Raw genomic sequence first — 19575 nt, 5'->3', positions numbered from 1 at the left:
TCGCAAAAGACCAAGCCTTTGCCGCATCCGAGCTTCTTGCCACTCGAGTGCGAGACTATCGTTGAACAAGCTTTTCACACCAACAAAAACAAGGGAACTCTGATGAAAGCATTATTGATGAGCGGCGTCATGGCGTTCGCGTTGCTCGGCGCCGCAGGCGGTGCATCGGCTGCCGAGTGCGGCAACGTCACGATCGCCAGCATGAACTGGCAGTCGGCGGAAGTTCTCGCCAATCTCGACAAGATCATTCTCGAATCCGGCTATGGCTGCCAGGCCGAAATCATTCAGGGCGACACGATCCCTACCCTGACCTCCATGACGGAAAAGGGCCAGCCCGACATTGCCCCTGAAGGCTGGGTCGATTTCATGCGCGATATCATGGACAAGGCGGTTGCCGACGGCAAGCTCGTCTACGCCTCCAAGTCGCTCTCCGACGGCGGTGTCCAGGGCTGGTGGATCCCGAAATATCTCGCCGACGCCCACCCCGACATCAAGACCATCGACGACGCGCTGAAGCATCCGGAACTTTTCCCCGCGCCTGAGGATCCCTCCAAGGGCGCCGTGTTCAACGGGCCTGCCGGCTGGGGCGGCACTGTCGCAACCACACAGTTCTTCAAGGCCTATGACGCCGAAAAGAAGGGCTTCACGCTCGTCGATACGGGTTCCGCCGCCGGCCTCGATGGCGCGCTGGCAAAAGCCTACGAGCGCAAGGAAGGCTGGATCGGCTACTATTGGGAACCGACTGCGCTCCTTGGCAAATATCCGATGGTGAAGCTCGACCACGGCGCGAAATTCGATGCCGCCGAATGGAAGCGCTGCAACACGGTTGCCGATTGCCCGGACCCGAAGAAGAACGATTGGGAAATCGCCGAAGTCGATACGGTCGTTACCAAGAAATTCAGCGAAACGTCCGGCCCCGCGATGGATTATCTCAAGGCCCGCTCGTGGGACAACAAGACCGTCAACACGCTTCTGGCCTGGATGACCGACAATCAGGCGACCGGTGAAGACGGCGCGAAATACTTCCTCAAGAACAATGAGCCTGTCTGGACAAAATGGGTTAGCGAAGACGCTGCCGAAAAGATCAAGGCAGCAATCAAGTAAGCGGACAGCCGATGCCGACCATCTCTCCCCTTGTGGGAGAGAAAGCCCTGCTAAAATCGTGTCGCGTATCTCAGCCCGTCATAGATCGCCGCGTGGATGTTGCGGGCGTGGACGGCATCGCCGATCCGCAACAGATCGAACGTGCCCTCTCCCCGCGTGGGAAAGATCGCGCCGCCATTGACCAGCCGGTCATAATCCACGGCGCCGCCATTGCGCGACAATGGCTTCAACTCGCGGTAGAGATCGTCGATCGGCAAGGTCCCATGCTCGACAACCACCTGATCGACCAGACGTTCCTCGCGATACTCCGGCGCAAAATCCGAGCCGAGCGTCGCGACAAGCTGGTTACCGTTGCGCGTGACGCTGACAAGCCGCGTGTTGATCGTCACGCGCACGCCCTTTTCCTGGAAAGCGCGCATATAGGGCACGTGGTTCATGCCGCCCATCTCCGGCGCGAAAAACCGCTCGGGACTGACAAGTTCGAGCTTTGACCCAGCACGCGCGATCATTTCCGCCGCGCTCATGCCCTGGTGCCCGCCATTGTCGTCATAGAGCAGCACATTTTCGCCCGGCTTGACGGCTCCGGCCAGAATATCCCAGCTCGAGACCACCAGGTCGTCGCCCGCCGTCAATGGCGGGTTTTGCGGCAGGCCGCCTGTCGCAATCACCACCACATCTGGCTCGAGCCCAAGCACGTCGCCGGCTTCGGCCCAGACATTGTAGCGCAGCGAAACACCGAGCCGCTCGAGTTCGTCAAGGCGCCAATCGACGATGCCGATCATCTCCTTGCGCCGCGGATTTTGTGATGCAAGCCGCACCTGACCGCCCGCCTGATCCGATGCCTCCAATACCGAGACCCGGTGACCGCCCTCGGCGGCAACGCGCGCCGCCTCGAGCCCTGCCGGACCGGCACCCACGACCACCACATTGCGCGGCGTCTGCGCTTTCGCAATAACATGCGGCATGGTCTGCTCGCGCCCGGTCGCCGCATTGTGCACGCAGAGCGCCTCGCCGCCCTCATAGATCCGGTCGAGGCAATAGGTGGCGCCGACGCAGGGTCGGATGCGATGTTCATCGCCCGCCATGATCTTGCGCACGATATGCGGATCGGCGAGATGCGCCCGCGTCATCCCGACCATGTCGAGCTTGCCCTCGGCCACCGCATGGCGCGCCGTCGCCACATCGGCGATACGCGCCGCGTGAAAGGTGGGGAATTTCGTCTGCTGGCGAATTTCACCGGCAAAATCGAGATGCGGCGCGGACCGCATGCCCTGGATCGGGATAACCTCGTTCAGCGCCGCGTCCGTATCGATATGGCCGCGAATGATGTTCAAAAAGTCGAACTTGCCGGATGCTGCGATGCGCCGGGCGATCTCGACGCCCTCTTCCTTGGAAAGTCCCTGCTCCCAATCCTCGTCCGCCACCATGCGAATGCCGACGATGAAATCCGGGCCGACCGATTTGCGCACCGCATCGATCACCGCCCAGGTGAAGCGCAGCCGGTTGTCCAGCGAACCGCCATACTCATCGTCGCGAAGATTGGTGGCTGGCGACCAAAAACCGTCCATCAGATGCCCATAGGCCTCGAACTCGATGCCATCGAGCCCCGCCGCCTGCATACGCTGCGCAGCAGAGGCATAATCGCCGATGATCCGCTCGATATCCCACTCCTCCGCTTCCTTCGGGAACGCGCGGTGCGCAGACTCCCGTATCGGGGAAGCCGAAACCACAGGCAGCCAGTCCGCCTTGTTCCAGCTTGTGCGGCGGCCAAGATGCGTCAGCTGGATCATCACGGCAGCGCCGTGCTCATGGCAATCATCGCTGAGTTCGCGCAGCCAAGGCACGATCTCATCCTTGTAGGCATGGAGATTGCCGAAAGCAGGCGGCGACTCGCGCGAGACGACCGCAGACCCCGCCGTCATCGTCAGCGCGATACCGCCCCTGGCCTTCTCGGTGTGATAGAGCCGGTAGCGCTCCTTCGGCATGCCGTCTTCGGAATAGGCAGGCTCGTGACTGGTCGACATGATGCGGTTTTTGAGCCGCAGATGTTTGAGCTGATAGGGTTGCAGCAGCGGATCGTCATGTGATGGCAATGAACCAGATTCCCTTTGTCCAGATTCCCTCTGTCTGGAATGATCCTAACCTTGTCGCCGCGTGTTCAGTTTCTCTCCCGCGACGTGTTCTGGTACGGGGCCGTCACCTGATATATCGCCATTGCAGCGAGCGAGGAAGAATAGTTAACTTGACTGGCATGTTGAAAAGCGCGTCGCTCATCTAAATGTGTTGGGCTATTGACTACGCGCCCACCGCCTGCCAACTGCTTCTGCAGCCTTCGTAGCCATCCGGAGCATCCATGGGATGACGTGATATTCTCCAATACGGTACATGCGGTACGCCCCTCCCGCGCCGGCAGCCATCATCAAACTAAGCCACAGAACCTGCGGCACACCCAAGCCCGCGAGTATGGGACAAACAATTGCTATTACGGCCAGAAGCGATACATACCAAAGCAAGTCATTTTTAAGCGGAGTTTTGTGCAACTTACCAGTCCTATCAGCCGTCCCGGCATGGTGCTTGTTTTAGGCGCGTCTCACAACTCGAACTTCTCGTGACAGTAAACGAATGATTATGTTGAAGCGGGCGAAACTTCTGTCAACATCAAAGAACGCACATTGACGAGAAGAAAAGATGTCTGAAACGCCTGATCCTGGTAAAAATGCGGAATGGCGCCGTAGTCCCAAGCTAACCAAGATTTGGATCAGCATGCGCATATCGTGGTTTCTGATTTGCGTGGTAGTTGCGACCACAGTTGGAGCACTGTACGGCTACGAAACCTATGGGTGGTTTGGTGCTGTTGGGACGAGCCTTCTTGGTCTTATTCTCGGAACTATCGTCGGTGCCGCCCCGCAAATATTATTGATGTGACGAGTGCCCCTGGACGGGCGTCGAGTTCGACGGACTCCTAACGCCCCTGATGTTACCGTAACGTACTTGATCCTTTGACAATCCCCAACGAAGAATAATCCATCAGGCCAGCCGCCAAGCTCGTTAATGTCAACGCAGCATGCGTCTTCGCACGGCTGGATCACAGAGCATACGCGCCGCGGCTCTACCAATTTTATAACAAACCGCAATACGTCGTTTTGCTTTTGCCTGATCACGGGGAGAGATCACAATGGCAGACAAGGACAACCCAAGCAGGCGCGATATCCTGCTGACAGGCGGATCGCTATTCGCCATGTCGGCAATCGGCGCTGTCGCGAATACGGCAGTCGGCAAGATCGCCAATGCGCAAGGATCAGCCAAGAAACCCAACATCGTCGTCATCATGGCTGACGATATCGGCATCTGGAATATCGGTGCCTACAACCGCGGCATGATGGCCGGACGTACACCCAATCTCGACAAGCTCGCCGCTGAAGGGATGCTCTTCACCGACTATTATGCCGAAGCGAGCTGCACGGCAGGCCGCGCAAACTTCATCACCGGCGAACTGCCGGTCCGTACCGGCATGACCACCGTCGGACAGGCTGGCTCGCCCATAGGTATACCAGCCGAGGCACCGACCATTGCGACTGTGCTGAAGTCCATGGGCTACGCTACAGGGCAATTCGGCAAGAACCATCTCGGCGATCTCAATAAGTTCTTGCCGACCGTGCACGGCTTCGACGAGTTCTTCGGCTACCTCTATCATCTTGACGCCATGGAAGACCCCGCTCACCCCGGATATCCGCAGGAACTGCTGAACGTCGTCGGCCCTCGCAACATGGTCCACTCCTGGGCTACGGATGTGGACGATCCGACGGAAATGCCGCGCTGGGGCAAAGTCGGGAAACAGAAGATCGAGGATGCCGGGACGCTGTATCCAGAGCGGATGAAGACTGTTGACGACGAAATTCGGGACCTTTCGTTCAAGTTCATCGACAAGGCCAAGTCCGACGGCAACCCGTTCTTCCTCTGGCTCAACCCGACGCGCATGCATATCGTCACCCATCTTTCGGAAAAATACGAGAGCATGCGCAATTCCGAGAACGGCTGGACCATCCACGAAGCTGGGATGGCACAACTCGACGACATCGTCGGTGCCACCATGCAAAAGATCAAGGATATGGGCGACGATGATAACACCATCGTCATATTCACCACCGACAATGGCACCGAAAACTTCACTTGGCCGGATGGTGGACAGACCCCGTTTTACGGTGGCAAGGGCACGACCTTTGAAGGCGGCTTCCGCGCACCGGCCATGATCCGTTGGCCCGGTCACGTTCCGGCAGGCTCGATCGCAAATGGCTTGTTCTCCGGCCTCGACTGGTTTCCAACCCTCGTCGCTGCCGCTGGCGATCCAAACATCATCGTCGAGTTGAAGGCTGGCAAGGAACTCAATGGCCAGAACTACAAGGTTCATCTCGACGGCTATGACCAGACCAGCATGATCACCGGATCGGGTAAATCCAACCGCCACGAGATCTGGTATTTCGCCGAAAGCACACTCGGGGCAGCCCGCATCGACGATTATAAATACACGTTCAAGGAACAGCCGGGCGGCTGGCTAGGTGACACGGTGACCTTGGGTGCACCGACCGTCGTCAACCTGCGCCTGGATCCGTTCGAGCGCACGGCATTCTTCAAGGGCGGGAATAACGGCTCGCTCGAATACATGGAATGGTACAAATTCGAGTTCTGGCGTTTCGTTCTTGTTCAGCAGAAGGTGGAGGAGCTGGCGAAGACCGCCATCGACTTCCCACCGATGCAGACTGGCGCCAGCTTCGGGCTCAGTGCCGTCAAGGCGCAGATTGCAGAGGCCATGAGGAAACAGGCCGGGCAGTAAACTTCTTTATAATTGCTGGACGGTCGGTGGGCCGTTCAGCTTCAATCGTCCCCACCGAGAATCTCCCTCAGTCAGTTGCAGCCCCTGTTGAGAAAGAACTTTTCCACCGATTTGAGAGCGCTGCCTGAATACTCCATTGGATCCAGATCGGCTATCAAATCGGAGAACGCGAGATTTGCGTTGGGACTGTCGATATATCTTTGAAGCAGTGCGCAATGTTTGTTTTCCTTTGCAACACGCAGGGCGATAGCTTCAAGGAACCCGATACAAAAACCGTGTCTCAGCTCATCTTTCCTGTCTCTGCACATTGCCTGAAGTTTGGCGAAGGTCGGCTCGTCCGCGAGTGCAGGGTTACCGAAGCTCGCGCCAAGCACGAGGGTCAGGGCAATCGTCATAGCAATGATCCGACTGACCCTTGTGCTCGCGCTTTCTCTCTTACCGACCTTCTCGGCATCGTGGACTACAGACGGCATTTTCCACCTCCCGGCTTCTGGGCAAATATCGTTTACCGCCTGCAGCGGTCATCTTATGGATCGGCGATATCAACAAAGCCGCCTTAAACGCGATCTGAACCCCAGTTCAGGAAGAAGCCGACATCGCCGGGCATTCCGTTGGGGAAGCTGATGACCATTGCCTTGAGCTTGAAACCCTGCGGCTTGGCAAATTGCTGATAGCGTTCATAAAACTCCTTTGCCTTGCCTTGCAGCGTTTCCGGCCAGTCTTTGTCGCCGCTGTTTATTGCGCGACCGCTGTCCGAACAAAGATCCGATGAAAAGCTATAGACCATAGCCTCGAATTTTCCCGCCTGGACAGCATTTGCCACAAGCCGGCGAACCGCGAGAACGTCTGCTTCGCTGACGTGGTTCTTGAGGAAATCTTCAGCGAAGTCGGTAGCCTTCTTCTCCTGTACTGCCTTTGCTTTCGCCTGTTTTTCGTCTTCCTCCCTTGCACGCCGTATGACTTCCTTGCGAATTTCCTCCGCGCTTGGGGGCATCGCGTTCATATCTAGATGTTCTTTTTTCTCTGGCATCTGCTTGATCCTTTCGTTGACGAAGTTGCTCGACGGATACCGTCTTCAAAGCACGTCGGGGACCACGGCGGGGGTAGCCTCTGGCGCGATATAGTCGTTGGGCCGCTTTTGCCGCTTGCCGAGATTCGGCGCGTCAAACTTGACCCGTTCGTAAGGGATCGACTTGAGGATGTGCGAAATGCAGTTGATGCGCGCGCGCTCCTTGTCGTCGGATGGCACAAGCCACCACGGAGCATCGCGGCCGTCCGTCATCCTCAGCATTTCGTCGTAAGCGCGGGAATAGTCCCACCAGCGTTGATACGACGTGACATCCATCGGACTGAGTTTCCATTGGCGCAAGGGATCGTCGATGCGACGGCGGAACCGGCGCTCCTGCTCTTCTTCGCCGACGGTCAGGAAATATTTGAGCAATATGATGCCGCTTTCAACGATCGTGGCTTCATACTGCGGGACAAGTTCGAGAAAGCGCCGCACTGTCTTTTCGGAAGTAAATCCCATGACCCGCTCGACGCCCGCGCGGTTGTACCAGCTTCTGTCGAAGATGATGATCTCTCCCGCCGCGGGAAAATGTTGAAGGTAGCGCTGCATGAAGATCTGCGATTTCTCCCGGTCGCTTGGCGACGGAAGCGCAATGACGCGAAACACGCGCGGGCTGACCCGTTCCGTGATCCGCTTGATCATGCCGCCTTTCCCGGCTGCATCGCGGCCTTCGAACAGGATTATAACGCGGGCGCCGGATTTCTTCACCCATGCCTGCAAATGCGCGAGCTCGATCTGAAGCTTTTTCATTTGCTTTTCGTAGCGGTCCTTGCCGAGCTTCTTGTGTTCGACATGCTCCTCTTCCCGCAATGTGTTGTCGTGTTTGTTCATCACATTATCCTCCCTCTGGTGTCTGCACTTGAAGTCCTGTTGAAGCTGCAACCGGCCGCTCGGAAAGTCCGTTCTGCCTGGCATTGAAGCCGCGTATTGCATCCTCCACATCCTCGAAAACATACTGGGGCCCGATACTCTCTAGCAGACCGCTCCGTTCCAGCATCTTCTTCACCTCGGCGTGCAACTCGGCGATGCCCAGTGTCATTCCATCCGCTGCCAGATCGCCTCTGATGTCATCGAGCATGGCAAGGGCGGTGCTGTCGATCTGGGCAATTGCACTGGCGTCGATAACGAACCAGCGGGTCCCGGCAGGTAAACCGGAGGCAATGGTTCTGATGCGCTCCCGAACGTAGTCGGCATTGAAAAACAACAGGCTGCCCTGGATTATATAGAGGGCCAGACCTGGGATCGGGCGAGCCTGAGGGAAGCGGTGCAGCTTGTAGAGGCCTTCACGACTGCCGAGACGGCCGAGTAGAGCGTCCCGCGGAAACATCATCTGACGCACGAGGTGAACAAGCGTTGCGGCGATAGCGATCACCACCCCGGCCAGTACACCGAAGCTTATGGCGCCCCACATTGTGATAAGCGCAAAAACGAACTCGGCGCGGCTGATACGCCAGATGTGTCTCAACTCTGCGATATCGATCAGGCTGAGAGCAGCGGCTACCAGAATGGCACCGAGTGCGGGGATGGGGAGAATCCGCATCGCATCGCTGAAATAGAGTAGCGTCGCTATCAGCGCTGCAGCCGAGACGAGCCCCGCCACCTGAGATTTTCCACCTGTCGAAAAACAGATCGCCGTCCGGGAGTCCGAGACGCTGATTGGAAATGCCCCGAAGAGGCCAGCGGCAATGTTGCCCGCGCCCAGCCCGATCAGTTCCTGATTGGCGTCGACATGTTCACCGGAGCGCCCTGCGAAACTGCGGGCCGCAACAATGCCCGATCCAAAGCTCACCAGAAAAACAGCGGCCGCACCCAGCACAATTCGATCCAGTGGAAGAGCAGCTACAGAAGGTATCGAGATGGATGGCAGCGCAAAGGGGATGTCGCCGATAACGGCAATGCCCATCTGTTGGAAATTGAAAAGTACCGACAGGATGGCCGAAACCACGACGACAATGACCGGGCCCGGTACGGGCAGGCGGGAAACCCTGACCACCTGCAAAAGAATGAACATGGACAATCCGAGCAGAAGCGATGGCCAATTTATGGCGGCGCTCTCGTTGATGAGTTCAACGAATGGCGCTATGAGCCCGTCCGATTGAATCGACAGCCCAGTCAGGCGGCCGATCTGTCCAACGATGATCGATACGGAAATGCCGGCGAAGAACCCGACGAGGATCGGGCGCGAGAGAAACGTTGCCACAACGCCGAGACGCAAAAGACGAGCTGCCAAGCATATCACTCCCACAACGAGGGCGATCAGCGATGCAACCATGGCACGATCTACCGATGCGTCCGCCGGCAGGGAGACGACGATCGATGTTACGGCCGCTGCCAGCACGGTCATGGTAGCCGCGTCTGGCCCGACAATCAGTATCCTGGAAGGACCGAACAACGCGTAGCCTATCGGAGCCGCTATGCTTGCATAGAGCCCCGTTTCCAGAGGCAAGCCGACGATCGCCGGGTAGGCAATGGCACTTGGCAAGCCAACTGCGGCGACCGCGAGCCCGGCCGATATGTCACTCGGCAGCCAACTGGCTCGATATCCCCTCAGGCTCCTGAAAACGGGGATGGACAAGGTCATGGCCTGGACCTCTGGCTTGCGGCAACTATCATTGTCAATGCTCCAGGAAACGCTTCCGATCCGACTGCTCATTCGCAGTTTCAACGACGCAGCTATAGTCTGCGGGAGATCTGGCGTTCCCGTAGCCTCATTCATGTTTACCGGAGGCGCAAGTACGTTACGGTAACAACGTCTGCAGAAGGCTGAGCTCCCGCACGGAGGGTCTGCCATACCCGCGGGTGAATGGGGGCCAAAATGCAAAATGGCGGCACGAAGCCGCCATTTTTGCAATACAATCATCACTTGATGAAAGTGAAATGGTGCGGTCGAGAAGACTCGAACTTCCACGTCTTGCGACACAGCGACCTCAACGCTGCGCGTCTACCAATTCCGCCACGACCGCACTGTGGTAGAAGCCGAACATGTCGGCTTGGCGCTAGTAGCAAATAGGTTTCAGCTAAACAAGCCCTATCGTCGACTATCGCAATTGTTTTTCATCAATGCGGGCGAAACACGCCCAAGCTGCATTCGACTGGAAATCCGCTGCGAAAAGGTCCATATCCGGCGCACCCATTCTGAACATCGTCAAACGTTCGGCGCAGGCAACCATAACCGGATATGAAATTCGCATCATGAAGACCAACCGCGACGATCTCGCCCCCGCATTCCTCGCCCGGGACTTGTCGCCCCCCGTCGAATGGCTGATCACCGATGGCCTCACAGATTATGATGCGGCACTTGCCTTCATGGAGAGCCGCGTTGCGGCGATCAGGGACGGCACGGCGCGCGAGCTCGTCTGGCTCGTCGAGCACCCGCCGCTCTATACGGCAGGCACCAGCGCCAAGGCGGGTGATCTCCTCGTCTCCGACAGATTTCCCGTTTACGCCACAGGCCGCGGCGGCGAATACACCTATCATGGTCCGGGCCAGCGCGTTGCCTATGTCATGCTCGATCTGAAGCGGCGGCGTGAGGATATCCGTGCCTTCGTCACCGCGCTCGAACAATGGATCATCGCCACCCTCGCCGCGTTCAACGTCAGGGGCGAGCGGCGCGAGGATCGCGTCGGCGTCTGGGTGATGCGGCCGGAGCGGCCTGCCCTGTCCGATGGCTCACCGGCCGAGGACAAGATCGCCGCCATCGGCATCCGCCTGCGCAAATGGGTCAGCTTCCATGGCATCTCGATCAACGTCGAACCGGAGCTTGCGCATTTCGACGGCATCGTGCCGTGCGGCGTTCGCGGGCACGGCGTCACCAGCCTTGTCGATCTCGGATTGCCGGTGGAAATGCACGACCTCGACCGGGCGCTGTACGACGCGTTCGAGGATGTGTTTGGCGCGGCGCAGAGACCTTTTGAGAATTCAGCCCTATGAGTCAGCTGGTGTGATTCCCGAGAACCGGAGCGCAGCGGACTTATTGGTCCGTGAGCACCGGAAGCGCAGAAAGTCGCATCAGATGGCCGTCGGGGTGGATTGGTAAAGGTCTCTAGATGAATTCCATGATCACCGCATCCACCGCCAGGCTGTCGCCCTGCTTGGCGTTGATCACCGACACTGTCAGATCGCGGTCGGCACGCAAGACGTTCTCCATCTTCATCGCCTCGACGATGGCCAGCGTTTCGCCCGCCTTGACCTCCTGACCCTTCGTCACATTGATCGAGACGATCAGCCCGGGCATCGGGCAGAGCAAGAGTTTGGACGTATCCGGCGGTATCTTCACCGGCATCAGCTTTTCCAGCGCCGCCACGTGCTTCTGCATGGCGTGCGCGATGATCGACATGCCTCTCCAATCGATGCGCATGCCATTGAGCACCGGGCGCAATTGCGCCTTCACCGCGCGCTTGTCGATATAACCGCTCCATACGGCGTCGCCGGGCTGCCAGTCGCTGCGAATGGTAACGACATCGCCGTCACGAATTGAAAGTTCGATCTTCGAAGGCGGTTTGGCCGCACAATTTGCGATCGTGATCGGCACATAATCGTCCTTGATCCGCACCTCCCATTCCGTGCGCATCTTGCCCGTGTGCGGCCGCAAACGATCCGACAATCGATCCAGCCGCTCCTTGCGCACGAGTTCGACAGCCAGCGCGATCGCTGCCAATATATCGAGATCCTCCGGTGACGGCGAAATCGGCTTGAATCCATCCGGAAATTCCTCTGCGATGAAGGCGGTCGAAAGCCGTCCCTCGCGCCAGCGCGGGTGCTGCATCAGCGCAGCGAGAAACGGGATGTTGTGCGCGATGCCATCGACAACGAATGTATCCAGCGCATCCGCCATCGCATCGATGGCCTCGAGCCGTGTAGGTGCCCAGGTGCAGAGCTTGGCGACCATCGGATCGTAGAACATCGAGATTTCCGAGCCCTCGGTCACGCCGGTGTCGTTGCGGATGATCGCCTTGCCTACCGGCCCCTCCGCCGGCGGGCGATAGCGGGTCAGCCGCCCGATCGATGGCAGGAAATTGCGATACGGATCTTCCGCGTAGAGCCGGCTTTCGACAGCCCAGCCGTTTAGCTTCACATCCGCCTGTCTGATCGCGAGCTTTTCACCGGCCGCAATGCGGATCATCTGTTCGACCAGATCGATCCCGGTGATCAGTTCGGTCACCGGGTGTTCCACCTGCAGGCGCGTGTTCATTTCGAGGAAATAGAAATTGCGGTCCTTGTCGACGATGAACTCGACCGTTCCGGCACTCTGGTAGTCCACCGCCTTGGCCAGCGCCACCGCCTGCTCGCCCATCGCCTTGCGCGTCGCCTCATCCAGAAAGGGTGACGGCGCTTCCTCCACCACCTTCTGGTTGCGGCGCTGCACCGAACATTCGCGCTCGCCAAGATAGATGGAGTTGCCGAAAGCATCAGCCAGCAACTGGATTTCGATGTGACGCGGATCGACGATGAACTTCTCGATGAAGACCCGCTCATCGCCGAAGGAATTGCGCGCCTCGGAGGTCGCGCGTTCGAAACCGTCGCGCACTTCCGATTTGCTCCAGGCGATGCGCATGCCCTTGCCGCCGCCGCCTGCCGAGGCCTTGATCATCACCGGGTAGCCGATCTCCCCCGCAATCCGCTCCGCATGGGCCGGGTCGGTGATGACGTCAAGAAAGCCTGGAACCGTGCTCACCTTGGCTGCGTTGGCGAATTTTTTCGACTCGATCTTGTCGCCCATGGCGATGATCGCCTTGGGTTTTGGCCCGATGAAGATGATCCCCTGCTTTTCCAGTGCCTCGCAAAAGGAAGCCCGCTCGGAGAGAAACCCGTAGCCGGGGTGAACGGCTTCCGCACCGGTCTCCTTGCATGCTGCGATGATCTTGTCCGCCACGAGATAGCTTTCGGCAGCAGCAGCCGGCCCGATATGCACGGCCTCGTCGGCCATCTCCACATGCACCGCATCGCGATCCGCATCGGAATAAACCGCAACCGTGGCAATCCCCATCTTGCATGCAGTTTTAATGACGCGGCAGGCAATCTCGCCGCGGTTGGCAATCAGTATCTTTTTGAACAAAACGAACCTCCCAACAGGTCTTTGTTTCTATTGCCAAACTTCGTTCTACTCAACTGCTTCTTGTCAGTTATGCGCAGGCTCGCTAGAGCCCGAACCAAAATCCGCCAGGGGGTGGCGAAAATGGTGGTTTTCGAGCACCGAAGCGCAGCGTACGTTTTGGTACGTGAGCATCGGAGCGCAGAAAAACGCCATTTGCAGTCCTCCATGGCGAATTTTCGTTCAGGCTCTCGCTTCGCGCTTTTTCCCTTCGCGCCAGATCAGATAGGCGCCGGAAGCAACGATGATGGCGATCCCCAGCCACTTCGATGCGGTGGGAAATTCCCTGAAGACAAAGAGCCCGATGAGCACTGCCATGACGATTTCGAGGTATTGAAACGGCGCCAGCAGCGAGGCGGGGGCAAGCCGAGAGGCGGTGGTGATCAGCTGGTGTCCCGTTGTCGCAATAACACCCATCGCGAACAGCAAAGACCATGACAGGGCATTGGCAGGAAGGCCGAATGTCATATCGCTGATTTCAAAGGCAGCGCCGAAGAACAGCGCGACGAGAGTCGTCAGCGTACCGCCTACCCCCGCATATAACTGCATGACGAGCGTTGTGTCGGCAGTGCCATAACGTCGGTTCAGGATAAGATAGAAGGCAAACGACGCTGCCGTGCCGAGCGGCAAAAGCGAAACCCAGCCGAAGAGTTCCCAACTGGGCTGAATAACGATCAGCGTGCCGATGAAACCGACAGCGACGGCCGTCCACCTGCGCCAGCCGACATGTTCCTTCAGCAGGATTGCCGAAAGAGTCGTCAGCATCAGCGGTTCAACGAAGAACACCGCTATGGCGTCTGCCAGCGGCATGTATTTGATCGCCGCATAGAAGCAAAGCCCGCCGACACCCATGAGAACGCCGCGAAACAGATTACCCCAAAGCTTGACGGGCCTTAAGGATTTGACCCCGGTCATGGCAATAATAATCATCGCCGCAAGCATGGCCTGAAATGCAAAACGGAACAGCGTTACGGTTGCCGGCGAGACGCTGTCCACCGTCGAAAGCCATTTGGCAATGGCATCCATCACGGGCAGGAAGAACATGGCCGCCGCCATCATCGACACACCCTGCACCTGTTGTGAGGTTGTATTTTCCATGTTCATCATTCCCCTGGACGCCGCGGCGGCATGGCTTGCTGGGATATCGCCTCTGCCAAAAAAAGCAATCGTGATCGTGGGTGCATGGGTCCCTCCACCTTCTCCGTCATCCTCGGGCTTGACCCGAGGACTCTCGGCTGAGGAGCATACGTCCACCCCCGCGCAACATATTCCAGTAGGGTTGAAGCTAATGTCACCAGCAAAAAACTTACTGGAATCCGTAGAGCCAGGATAAATCGCTCGGTGCTTCCTTGTCGTGGGTCCTCGGGTCAAGCCCGAGGATGACGGAGAAGGAGGTGCTACGTGGAAAACGTTTTGTTGAGCACGTCACTCTCATCGAAAGGATGACAATACACCGCCAACCCGCTCGGTCAGTTTTTCAGCCGCACTTGAATGTAAGCGCTCGGGCGTATAGTTCTGTGGGTGAATACCGGAACAGACAGCGAACTCCCATCGCGTTTCGCCATGAAGCGTGCAAATATCAAGGGTGATTCGAATCTCTATGAAGTTGGCCGAACAAGACCATGGATGACAATAACGACCTCTTTTCAGCGATCGTAAAAACCGCCCGCGAACGGCAGGCGGCGAGTGAACCCGCACGTTCTGATCAAGTTGCCAAGCCTGCCCCTGCCGCACCTGTCAAATCCGCACGCACGACGCCTGAAGCCAGCGGCAATTACAATGCCGCCGACATCGAGGTGCTGGAAGGGCTAGAGCCGGTTCGCCGCCGTCCGGGCATGTATATCGGCGGCACCGACGAGCGCGCGCTGCATCATCTGTTCGCCGAAGTCATCGATAATTCCATGGACGAGGCTGTTGCCGGTCACGCCAATTTCATCGATATCGATCTCGACGAAAACGGCTATCTGTCGGTCACGGATAATGGTCGCGGCATGCCGGTCGATCCGCATCCGAAATTCAAGGACAAATCCGCCCTCGAAGTCATCATGACGATGCTGCACGCCGGCGGCAAGTTCGACTCCAAGGTCTACGAAACCTCGGGCGGTCTGCATGGCGTCGGCGTTTCGGTGGTCAACGCACTCTCGGACCACGTCGAGGTCGAGGTCGCGCGCAACCGCCGCCTTTATCGCCAGCGCTTTTCGCGCGGCAAGGCGCTTGGACCGCTTGAAGAAGTCGGCGAAGTGCAGAACCGTCGCGGGACGCGTGTGACCTTCCATCCAGATGCCGAGATTTTCGGTCAGGGCGCCAAGTTCGATCCAGCGCGGCTTTACAAGATGGCGCGCTCGAAAGCCTATCTCTTCGGCGGCGTAGAGATCAGGTGGAATTGCGCGCCGTCACTGCTCGATCCGAAGGATCCGACGCCGGACAAAGCCGTCTTCCATTTCCCGGGCGGTCTCAAGGATTATCTTGGCGCCTCGCTCGGCAAGGATTTTCAGATCACGCGCGAGATGTTCGCCGGTAAGACGGAAAAAACCAGCGGCCATGGCGCCATGGAGTGGGCTGTCGCCTGGTATGGCGGCGATGGTTTCGTCAATTCCTATTGCAATACCATTCCGACCGGCGAAGGCGGCACCCATGAAGCAGGGCTGCGTATCGCCCTCACCCGCGGCCTCAAGGCCTATGCGGAACTCACCGGCAACAAGCGCGCCTCGATCATCACCACCGATGATGTGATGATCTCGGCTGCCGCGATGCTCTCGGTGTTCATCCGCGAGCCGGAATTCGTTGGCCAGACCAAGGACAAGCTGGCGACCGTCGAAGCGCAGCGCATCGTTGAAAATGTCATTCGCGATCCGTTCGATCATTGGCTTGCCGCCTCGCCGCAGGAAGCATCGAAGCTGCTCGACTGGGTGGTGGACCGGGCTGAAGAGCGCGTCAAACGCCGCCAGGAAAAAGAGGTCAATCGCAAATCAGCCGTCAAGAAGCTGCGCCTGCCGGGCAAACTTGCCGATTGCAGCCAGACCGGGGCGCTGGGCGCCGAGCTCTTCATCGTCGAGGGCGACAGCGCTGGCGGTTCCGCCAAGCAGGCGCGCGATCGCGCCACGCAGGCCGTGCTGCCACTCCGCGGCAAGATTTTGAATGTGGTCAGTGCCGGCCGCGAGAAGATGACAGCCAATCAGCAGATCGGCGACCTCATCCTGGCGCTCGGTTGCGGCACGCGCTCCAAATATCGCGATGAAGATCTGCGCTACGACCGCATCATCATCATGACCGACGCTGACGTCGATGGCGCGCATATCGCTTCACTGCTGATCACCTTCTTCTATCAGGAAATGCCGGAGCTGATCCGCAACGGCCACCTCTTCCTCGGGGTTCCTCCGCTCTACCGTCTCGCGCAGGGCGGCAAGGTCGCCTATGCCCGCGACGATGCGCATAAGGACGAACTCATGCGAACGATGTTCACCGGCAAGGGCAAGGTCGAGATCGGCCGATTCAAGGGCCTTGGCGAAATGCGCGCCGACCAGCTCAAGGAAACGACGATGGACCGCAAGAAGCGCACCCTGCTCCGTGTCCAGATCGACGAGGAATGGGCCAACGAAACCAAGCTCGCCGTGGACGATCTGATGGGCACCCGCCCCGACGCACGCTTCCGCTTCATCCAGGACCGCGCCGCCTTTGTTGAGGAACTGGATATTTAACGCTTCGGCGATAGGCCTTGATGAAGATCTTCCTTCACACCTTCTGCGTGACAGCGTTGGTACAGAAGTCCTATTGATAAACGTTTAGCAATCAAATGAACGGGACAGCAACCGATCCCGCGCTACAACAAGCCCCTCGATATAACCAAGAGGGTTCCCATGACTATTTGGTTTTTGACACTTGTGATACTTGTTGCGGGACTAATCGCGATCGTACGAATGGTCGTTCAAGTCCAAAAAAGCCTCATCGCCGGAGACTACTCATGGAGAAACTTCGGTTTACTCTCTCTCGCATGGTTCGCAGTCACGATACCTAGCATTCAATCAAGTTGTTCTGACGTCGGCTGTCAATGGAGCGTGAAATTCGGTTGGCTTATAAGTTTGTTTTATGACCTTGTGCCCGTAGCGGGATTGGAGCCCACCGCCCGTACGCTGCTGCTGGTCATGTGTGGCTACGTTATCTTGACAATCTGTTTCTTGGGCCACTGCCTTGGGTGCATGCTTTATGGTATCCGAAGGCTGTTCCAACTTGCGACTTAGGCAGGGCCAACCCGCCCGATTCCATTGCTCAATTGAATTTGGATCCTCGTCGCCGTGAACGGAGGCAATCCAATGGCATTGAAAAGTATCAATCCTGACGGCATCTCGACCCCACAGACCTACAGTCATGTCATCGTTGCCACAGGCAGCCGAATGGTTTTCATCGCCGGACAGGTGGCGGAAGACAGCCAGGGCAACCTTGTTGGTCGCGGTGATATGGTGGCGCAGGCCCGTCAGGTCTTTGCAAATATCGGGCGGGCGCTTGCCGCCGCCGGCGCCGAACCTCGACAGGTTACGAAGCTGACAATCTTCGTCGCCAATTACCAGCGCGAGCACCTGGCCATGATCGAAGAAGGACGGGTTGTGTTGTTCAAAGATCACAAGCCAACCGACACTCTGGTCGGTGTCGCTGCGCTGACCAACCCCGATTACCTTCTGGAAGTCGATGCAGTGGCGGTATTAGAGTGATATACATCAAAAGTATTAGTCCTTGAAGTATGCCCCGAACAGGAGTACATCATAAAGACTAGGCGCGGCTCCTCCTCCCTGCTTTTGGCGCGCGCCTGGTTCCCCCCATTGAGCCGGACGCAAGTCCGGCTATTTTTTAAGCCGAAAAGCTCTGGAAAAAAATTAATCGAACGCTCGTTCAATTAATTCTCCGGCGATACGCGTTTGTCCTGGCGGTTTTTTGGCATTTGATCCCTATGAACCGCTATTTCAAAACTTTTTTGGTGCAAGTCCGAGCAATACCTGCGCAAGGAATCCCGATTCCTATGCAAGAATCCCCGAAACCGGCGCAAGATTTTCAACCGCCGGCTTCAATTTGATTGCGCTCAGTTGCGTCAGATATGCAGCGCGTGTCCGAGCGCTTTGAGGGCGGCTTCCTGAAAACCTTCGCTCTGCGTCGGGTGGGCGTGGATCGTTCCGGCGATATCTTCCAGTCGCGCGCCCATCTCCACGGCAAGGGCAAACGACGCCGAGAGCTCGGATACACCTTGCCCGACCGCCTGGATTCCGAGGATAAGATGGTTGCCGGCAGCAGCGACGACACGGACGAAACCCTCCTCGCCTTCCTGTGTCATGGCGCGGCCATTGGCGGCGAAGGGAAACAAGCCGATCTTGATTTCGTGTCCGGCTTGCTTCGCCTCCTCGGGAGAAAAGCCAACAGAAACAATCTCCGGATCGGTAAAACACACCGCGGCGATGGCGCGTTTGTCCCAGCTGCGGTTTTCGCCGGCAATGATTTCCGCCACCATTTCGCCCTGCGCCATGGCCCGGTGTGCGAGCATGGGTTCGCCGGTCACGTCGCCTATGGCATAAACGCCGCGCATCGAGGTGCGGCACTTATCATCGATTCTGACGAACTTTCCGTCCATATCGAGGTCGATTTCCTCAAGACCCCAGCCGGTCGTCACCGGCTTGCGGCCGACGGTCACCAGCACCTTGTCAGCCGGGATTCTCTCGTCCTTGCCGTCAGCGGTTTCGATCAACAGCGCATCACCCTTGGTGCTCATGCCCTTGGCTTTGGCCCCGGTCAGTATCGTCATGCCTAACTCATTGATATGCTTGACGATTGGCCGGGTCAGCTCCGCATCGTATTGCGGCAGGATCTTGGGCAATGCCTCGACAACCGTCACCTTGGAGCCCAGTTTGGCAAAGGCGGTCCCGAGTTCGAGACCGATATAGCCGCCGCCGACCACGACCAGCTTCTCAGGGATTTTCTGTAGAGCCAGCGCCTCTGTCGAGGAAATGACATCGCCGCCAAACGGCAGCGACGGAATCTCGACAGGCGCGGAACCCGTTGCAATCACTACGTTTTCTGCCCTGATGATCTGCTGGCCCGTCAGCGTTTCGACCTCCACGGTCTTGCCGTCGCGGAACCTGGCTTTGCCGGTGACGATCTTGACATTGGCCTTCTTGAGCAACCCGGCGACGCCGTTGTTCAGGCGGCTGACAATCCCGTCTTTCCAGGCGATGGTCTTCGAAAAGTCGATCGCCGGCTCACTTACGGAAATACCGAGAGGCGTATGATTGGCGGCGAAATGCGCAACCTTTTCAAACTCTTGCGCGGCGTGGATCAGCGCTTTGGAAGGTATGCACCCGACCATCAGGCAGGTACCGCCAACCTTCGCCGCTTCGACGATGACCGTATCGACATTCAGCTGACCCGCCCGAATGGCGCAGATATAGCCGCCGGGACCCGCGCCAATGACCAGCAATTTGCAGGAAATATCCTTCATCG

Annotated in this window: 13 protein-coding genes and 1 tRNA gene; 5 read left to right on the top strand and 9 right to left on the bottom strand. The window is 57.9% G+C overall.

Going from position 1 to position 19575, the window contains the following annotated elements; genetic code table 11:
* Positions 1-102 precede the first annotated feature (102 nt).
* The gene (locus PHA01_RS14060; RefSeq protein WP_271896483.1) at positions 103-1104 is read left to right on the top strand and encodes an ABC transporter substrate-binding protein; all 1002 of its coding nucleotides are present in this window, start codon (positions 103-105) and stop codon (positions 1102-1104) included.
* Between the two features lie 50 nt (positions 1105-1154).
* Here PHA01_RS14060 and PHA01_RS14055 read toward each other — a convergent pair whose 3' ends face one another.
* Positions 1155-3197, bottom strand: a complete 2043-nt coding sequence (locus PHA01_RS14055; protein ID WP_271896482.1) for an NADH:flavin oxidoreductase — start codon at positions 3195-3197, stop codon at positions 1155-1157.
* 1145 nt (positions 3198-4342) lie between these two features.
* Between PHA01_RS14055 and PHA01_RS14050 the strand changes: the two genes are divergently transcribed.
* Positions 4343-5935, top strand: a complete 1593-nt coding sequence (locus PHA01_RS14050) for an arylsulfatase (protein WP_417020971.1) — start codon at positions 4343-4345, stop codon at positions 5933-5935.
* A 71-nt stretch (positions 5936-6006) separates the two neighbouring features.
* Here the strand turns inward: PHA01_RS14050 and PHA01_RS14045 are convergent, their stop codons facing one another.
* From PHA01_RS14045 to PHA01_RS14025, 5 genes are all read right to left on the bottom strand, one after another.
* On the bottom strand, positions 6007-6408 hold the full coding sequence (locus PHA01_RS14045) for a hypothetical protein (protein ID WP_271896480.1): 402 nt from the start codon (positions 6406-6408) through the stop codon (positions 6007-6009).
* An 83-nt stretch (positions 6409-6491) separates the two neighbouring features.
* Entirely contained in the window at positions 6492-6965 is a 474-nt protein-coding gene (locus tag PHA01_RS14040; RefSeq protein ID WP_271896479.1) for a histidine kinase, read from the bottom strand.
* Between the two features lie 45 nt (positions 6966-7010).
* Positions 7011-7835 (bottom strand): polyphosphate kinase 2, encoded by an 825-nt coding sequence (gene ppk2, locus PHA01_RS14035; RefSeq protein ID WP_271896478.1) that lies wholly within the window; start codon positions 7833-7835, stop codon positions 7011-7013.
* Between the two features lie 4 nt (positions 7836-7839).
* Positions 7840-9585, bottom strand: a complete 1746-nt coding sequence (locus tag PHA01_RS14030) for a SulP family inorganic anion transporter (protein WP_271896477.1) — start codon at positions 9583-9585, stop codon at positions 7840-7842.
* Positions 9586-9882: 297 nt separating this feature from the next.
* A tRNA-Leu gene (locus PHA01_RS14025) sits at positions 9883-9967 on the bottom strand.
* Positions 9968-10196: 229 nt separating this feature from the next.
* Here PHA01_RS14025 and lipB point away from each other — a divergent pair.
* Positions 10197-10934 (top strand): lipoyl(octanoyl) transferase LipB, encoded by a 738-nt coding sequence (gene lipB, locus PHA01_RS14020; RefSeq protein ID WP_271896675.1) that lies wholly within the window; start codon positions 10197-10199, stop codon positions 10932-10934.
* A 112-nt stretch (positions 10935-11046) separates the two neighbouring features.
* Here the strand turns inward: lipB and PHA01_RS14015 are convergent, their stop codons facing one another.
* Together PHA01_RS14015 and PHA01_RS14010 are read right to left on the bottom strand one after the other, a co-directional pair.
* The gene (locus PHA01_RS14015) at positions 11047-13059 is read right to left on the bottom strand and encodes an acetyl-CoA carboxylase biotin carboxylase subunit (RefSeq protein WP_271896476.1); all 2013 of its coding nucleotides are present in this window, start codon (positions 13057-13059) and stop codon (positions 11047-11049) included.
* A 219-nt stretch (positions 13060-13278) separates the two neighbouring features.
* Positions 13279-14193: a DMT family transporter gene (locus tag PHA01_RS14010; protein ID WP_271896475.1), complete on the bottom strand. Its 915-nt coding sequence runs from the start codon at positions 14191-14193 to the stop codon at positions 13279-13281.
* A 524-nt stretch (positions 14194-14717) separates the two neighbouring features.
* Between PHA01_RS14010 and parE the strand changes: the two genes are divergently transcribed.
* A complete protein-coding gene (parE, locus tag PHA01_RS14005) occupies positions 14718-16793 on the top strand; it encodes a DNA topoisomerase IV subunit B (protein WP_271896474.1) in 2076 nt (691 codons plus the stop codon).
* Positions 16794-17405: 612 nt separating this feature from the next.
* Positions 17406-17801 (top strand): RidA family protein, encoded by a 396-nt coding sequence (locus tag PHA01_RS14000; RefSeq protein ID WP_271896473.1) that lies wholly within the window; start codon positions 17406-17408, stop codon positions 17799-17801.
* A gap of 374 nt (positions 17802-18175) precedes the next feature.
* Here the strand turns inward: PHA01_RS14000 and lpdA are convergent, their stop codons facing one another.
* Positions 18176-19573 carry a dihydrolipoyl dehydrogenase gene (gene lpdA / locus PHA01_RS13995; protein ID WP_271896472.1) on the bottom strand — a complete coding sequence of 466 codons (1398 nt, stop codon included), beginning with the start codon at positions 19571-19573 and terminating at the stop codon, positions 18176-18178.
* Positions 19574-19575: the final 2 nt, after the last annotated feature.

It is taken from the genome of Candidatus Phyllobacterium onerii, from assembly GCF_028331445.1.
In the GTDB taxonomy this organism is placed as follows: domain Bacteria; phylum Pseudomonadota; class Alphaproteobacteria; order Rhizobiales; family Rhizobiaceae; genus Phyllobacterium; species Phyllobacterium onerii.
Note: the sequence above shows the minus strand (reverse complement) of the source record. Positions and strands in the feature narration are given on the sequence as shown.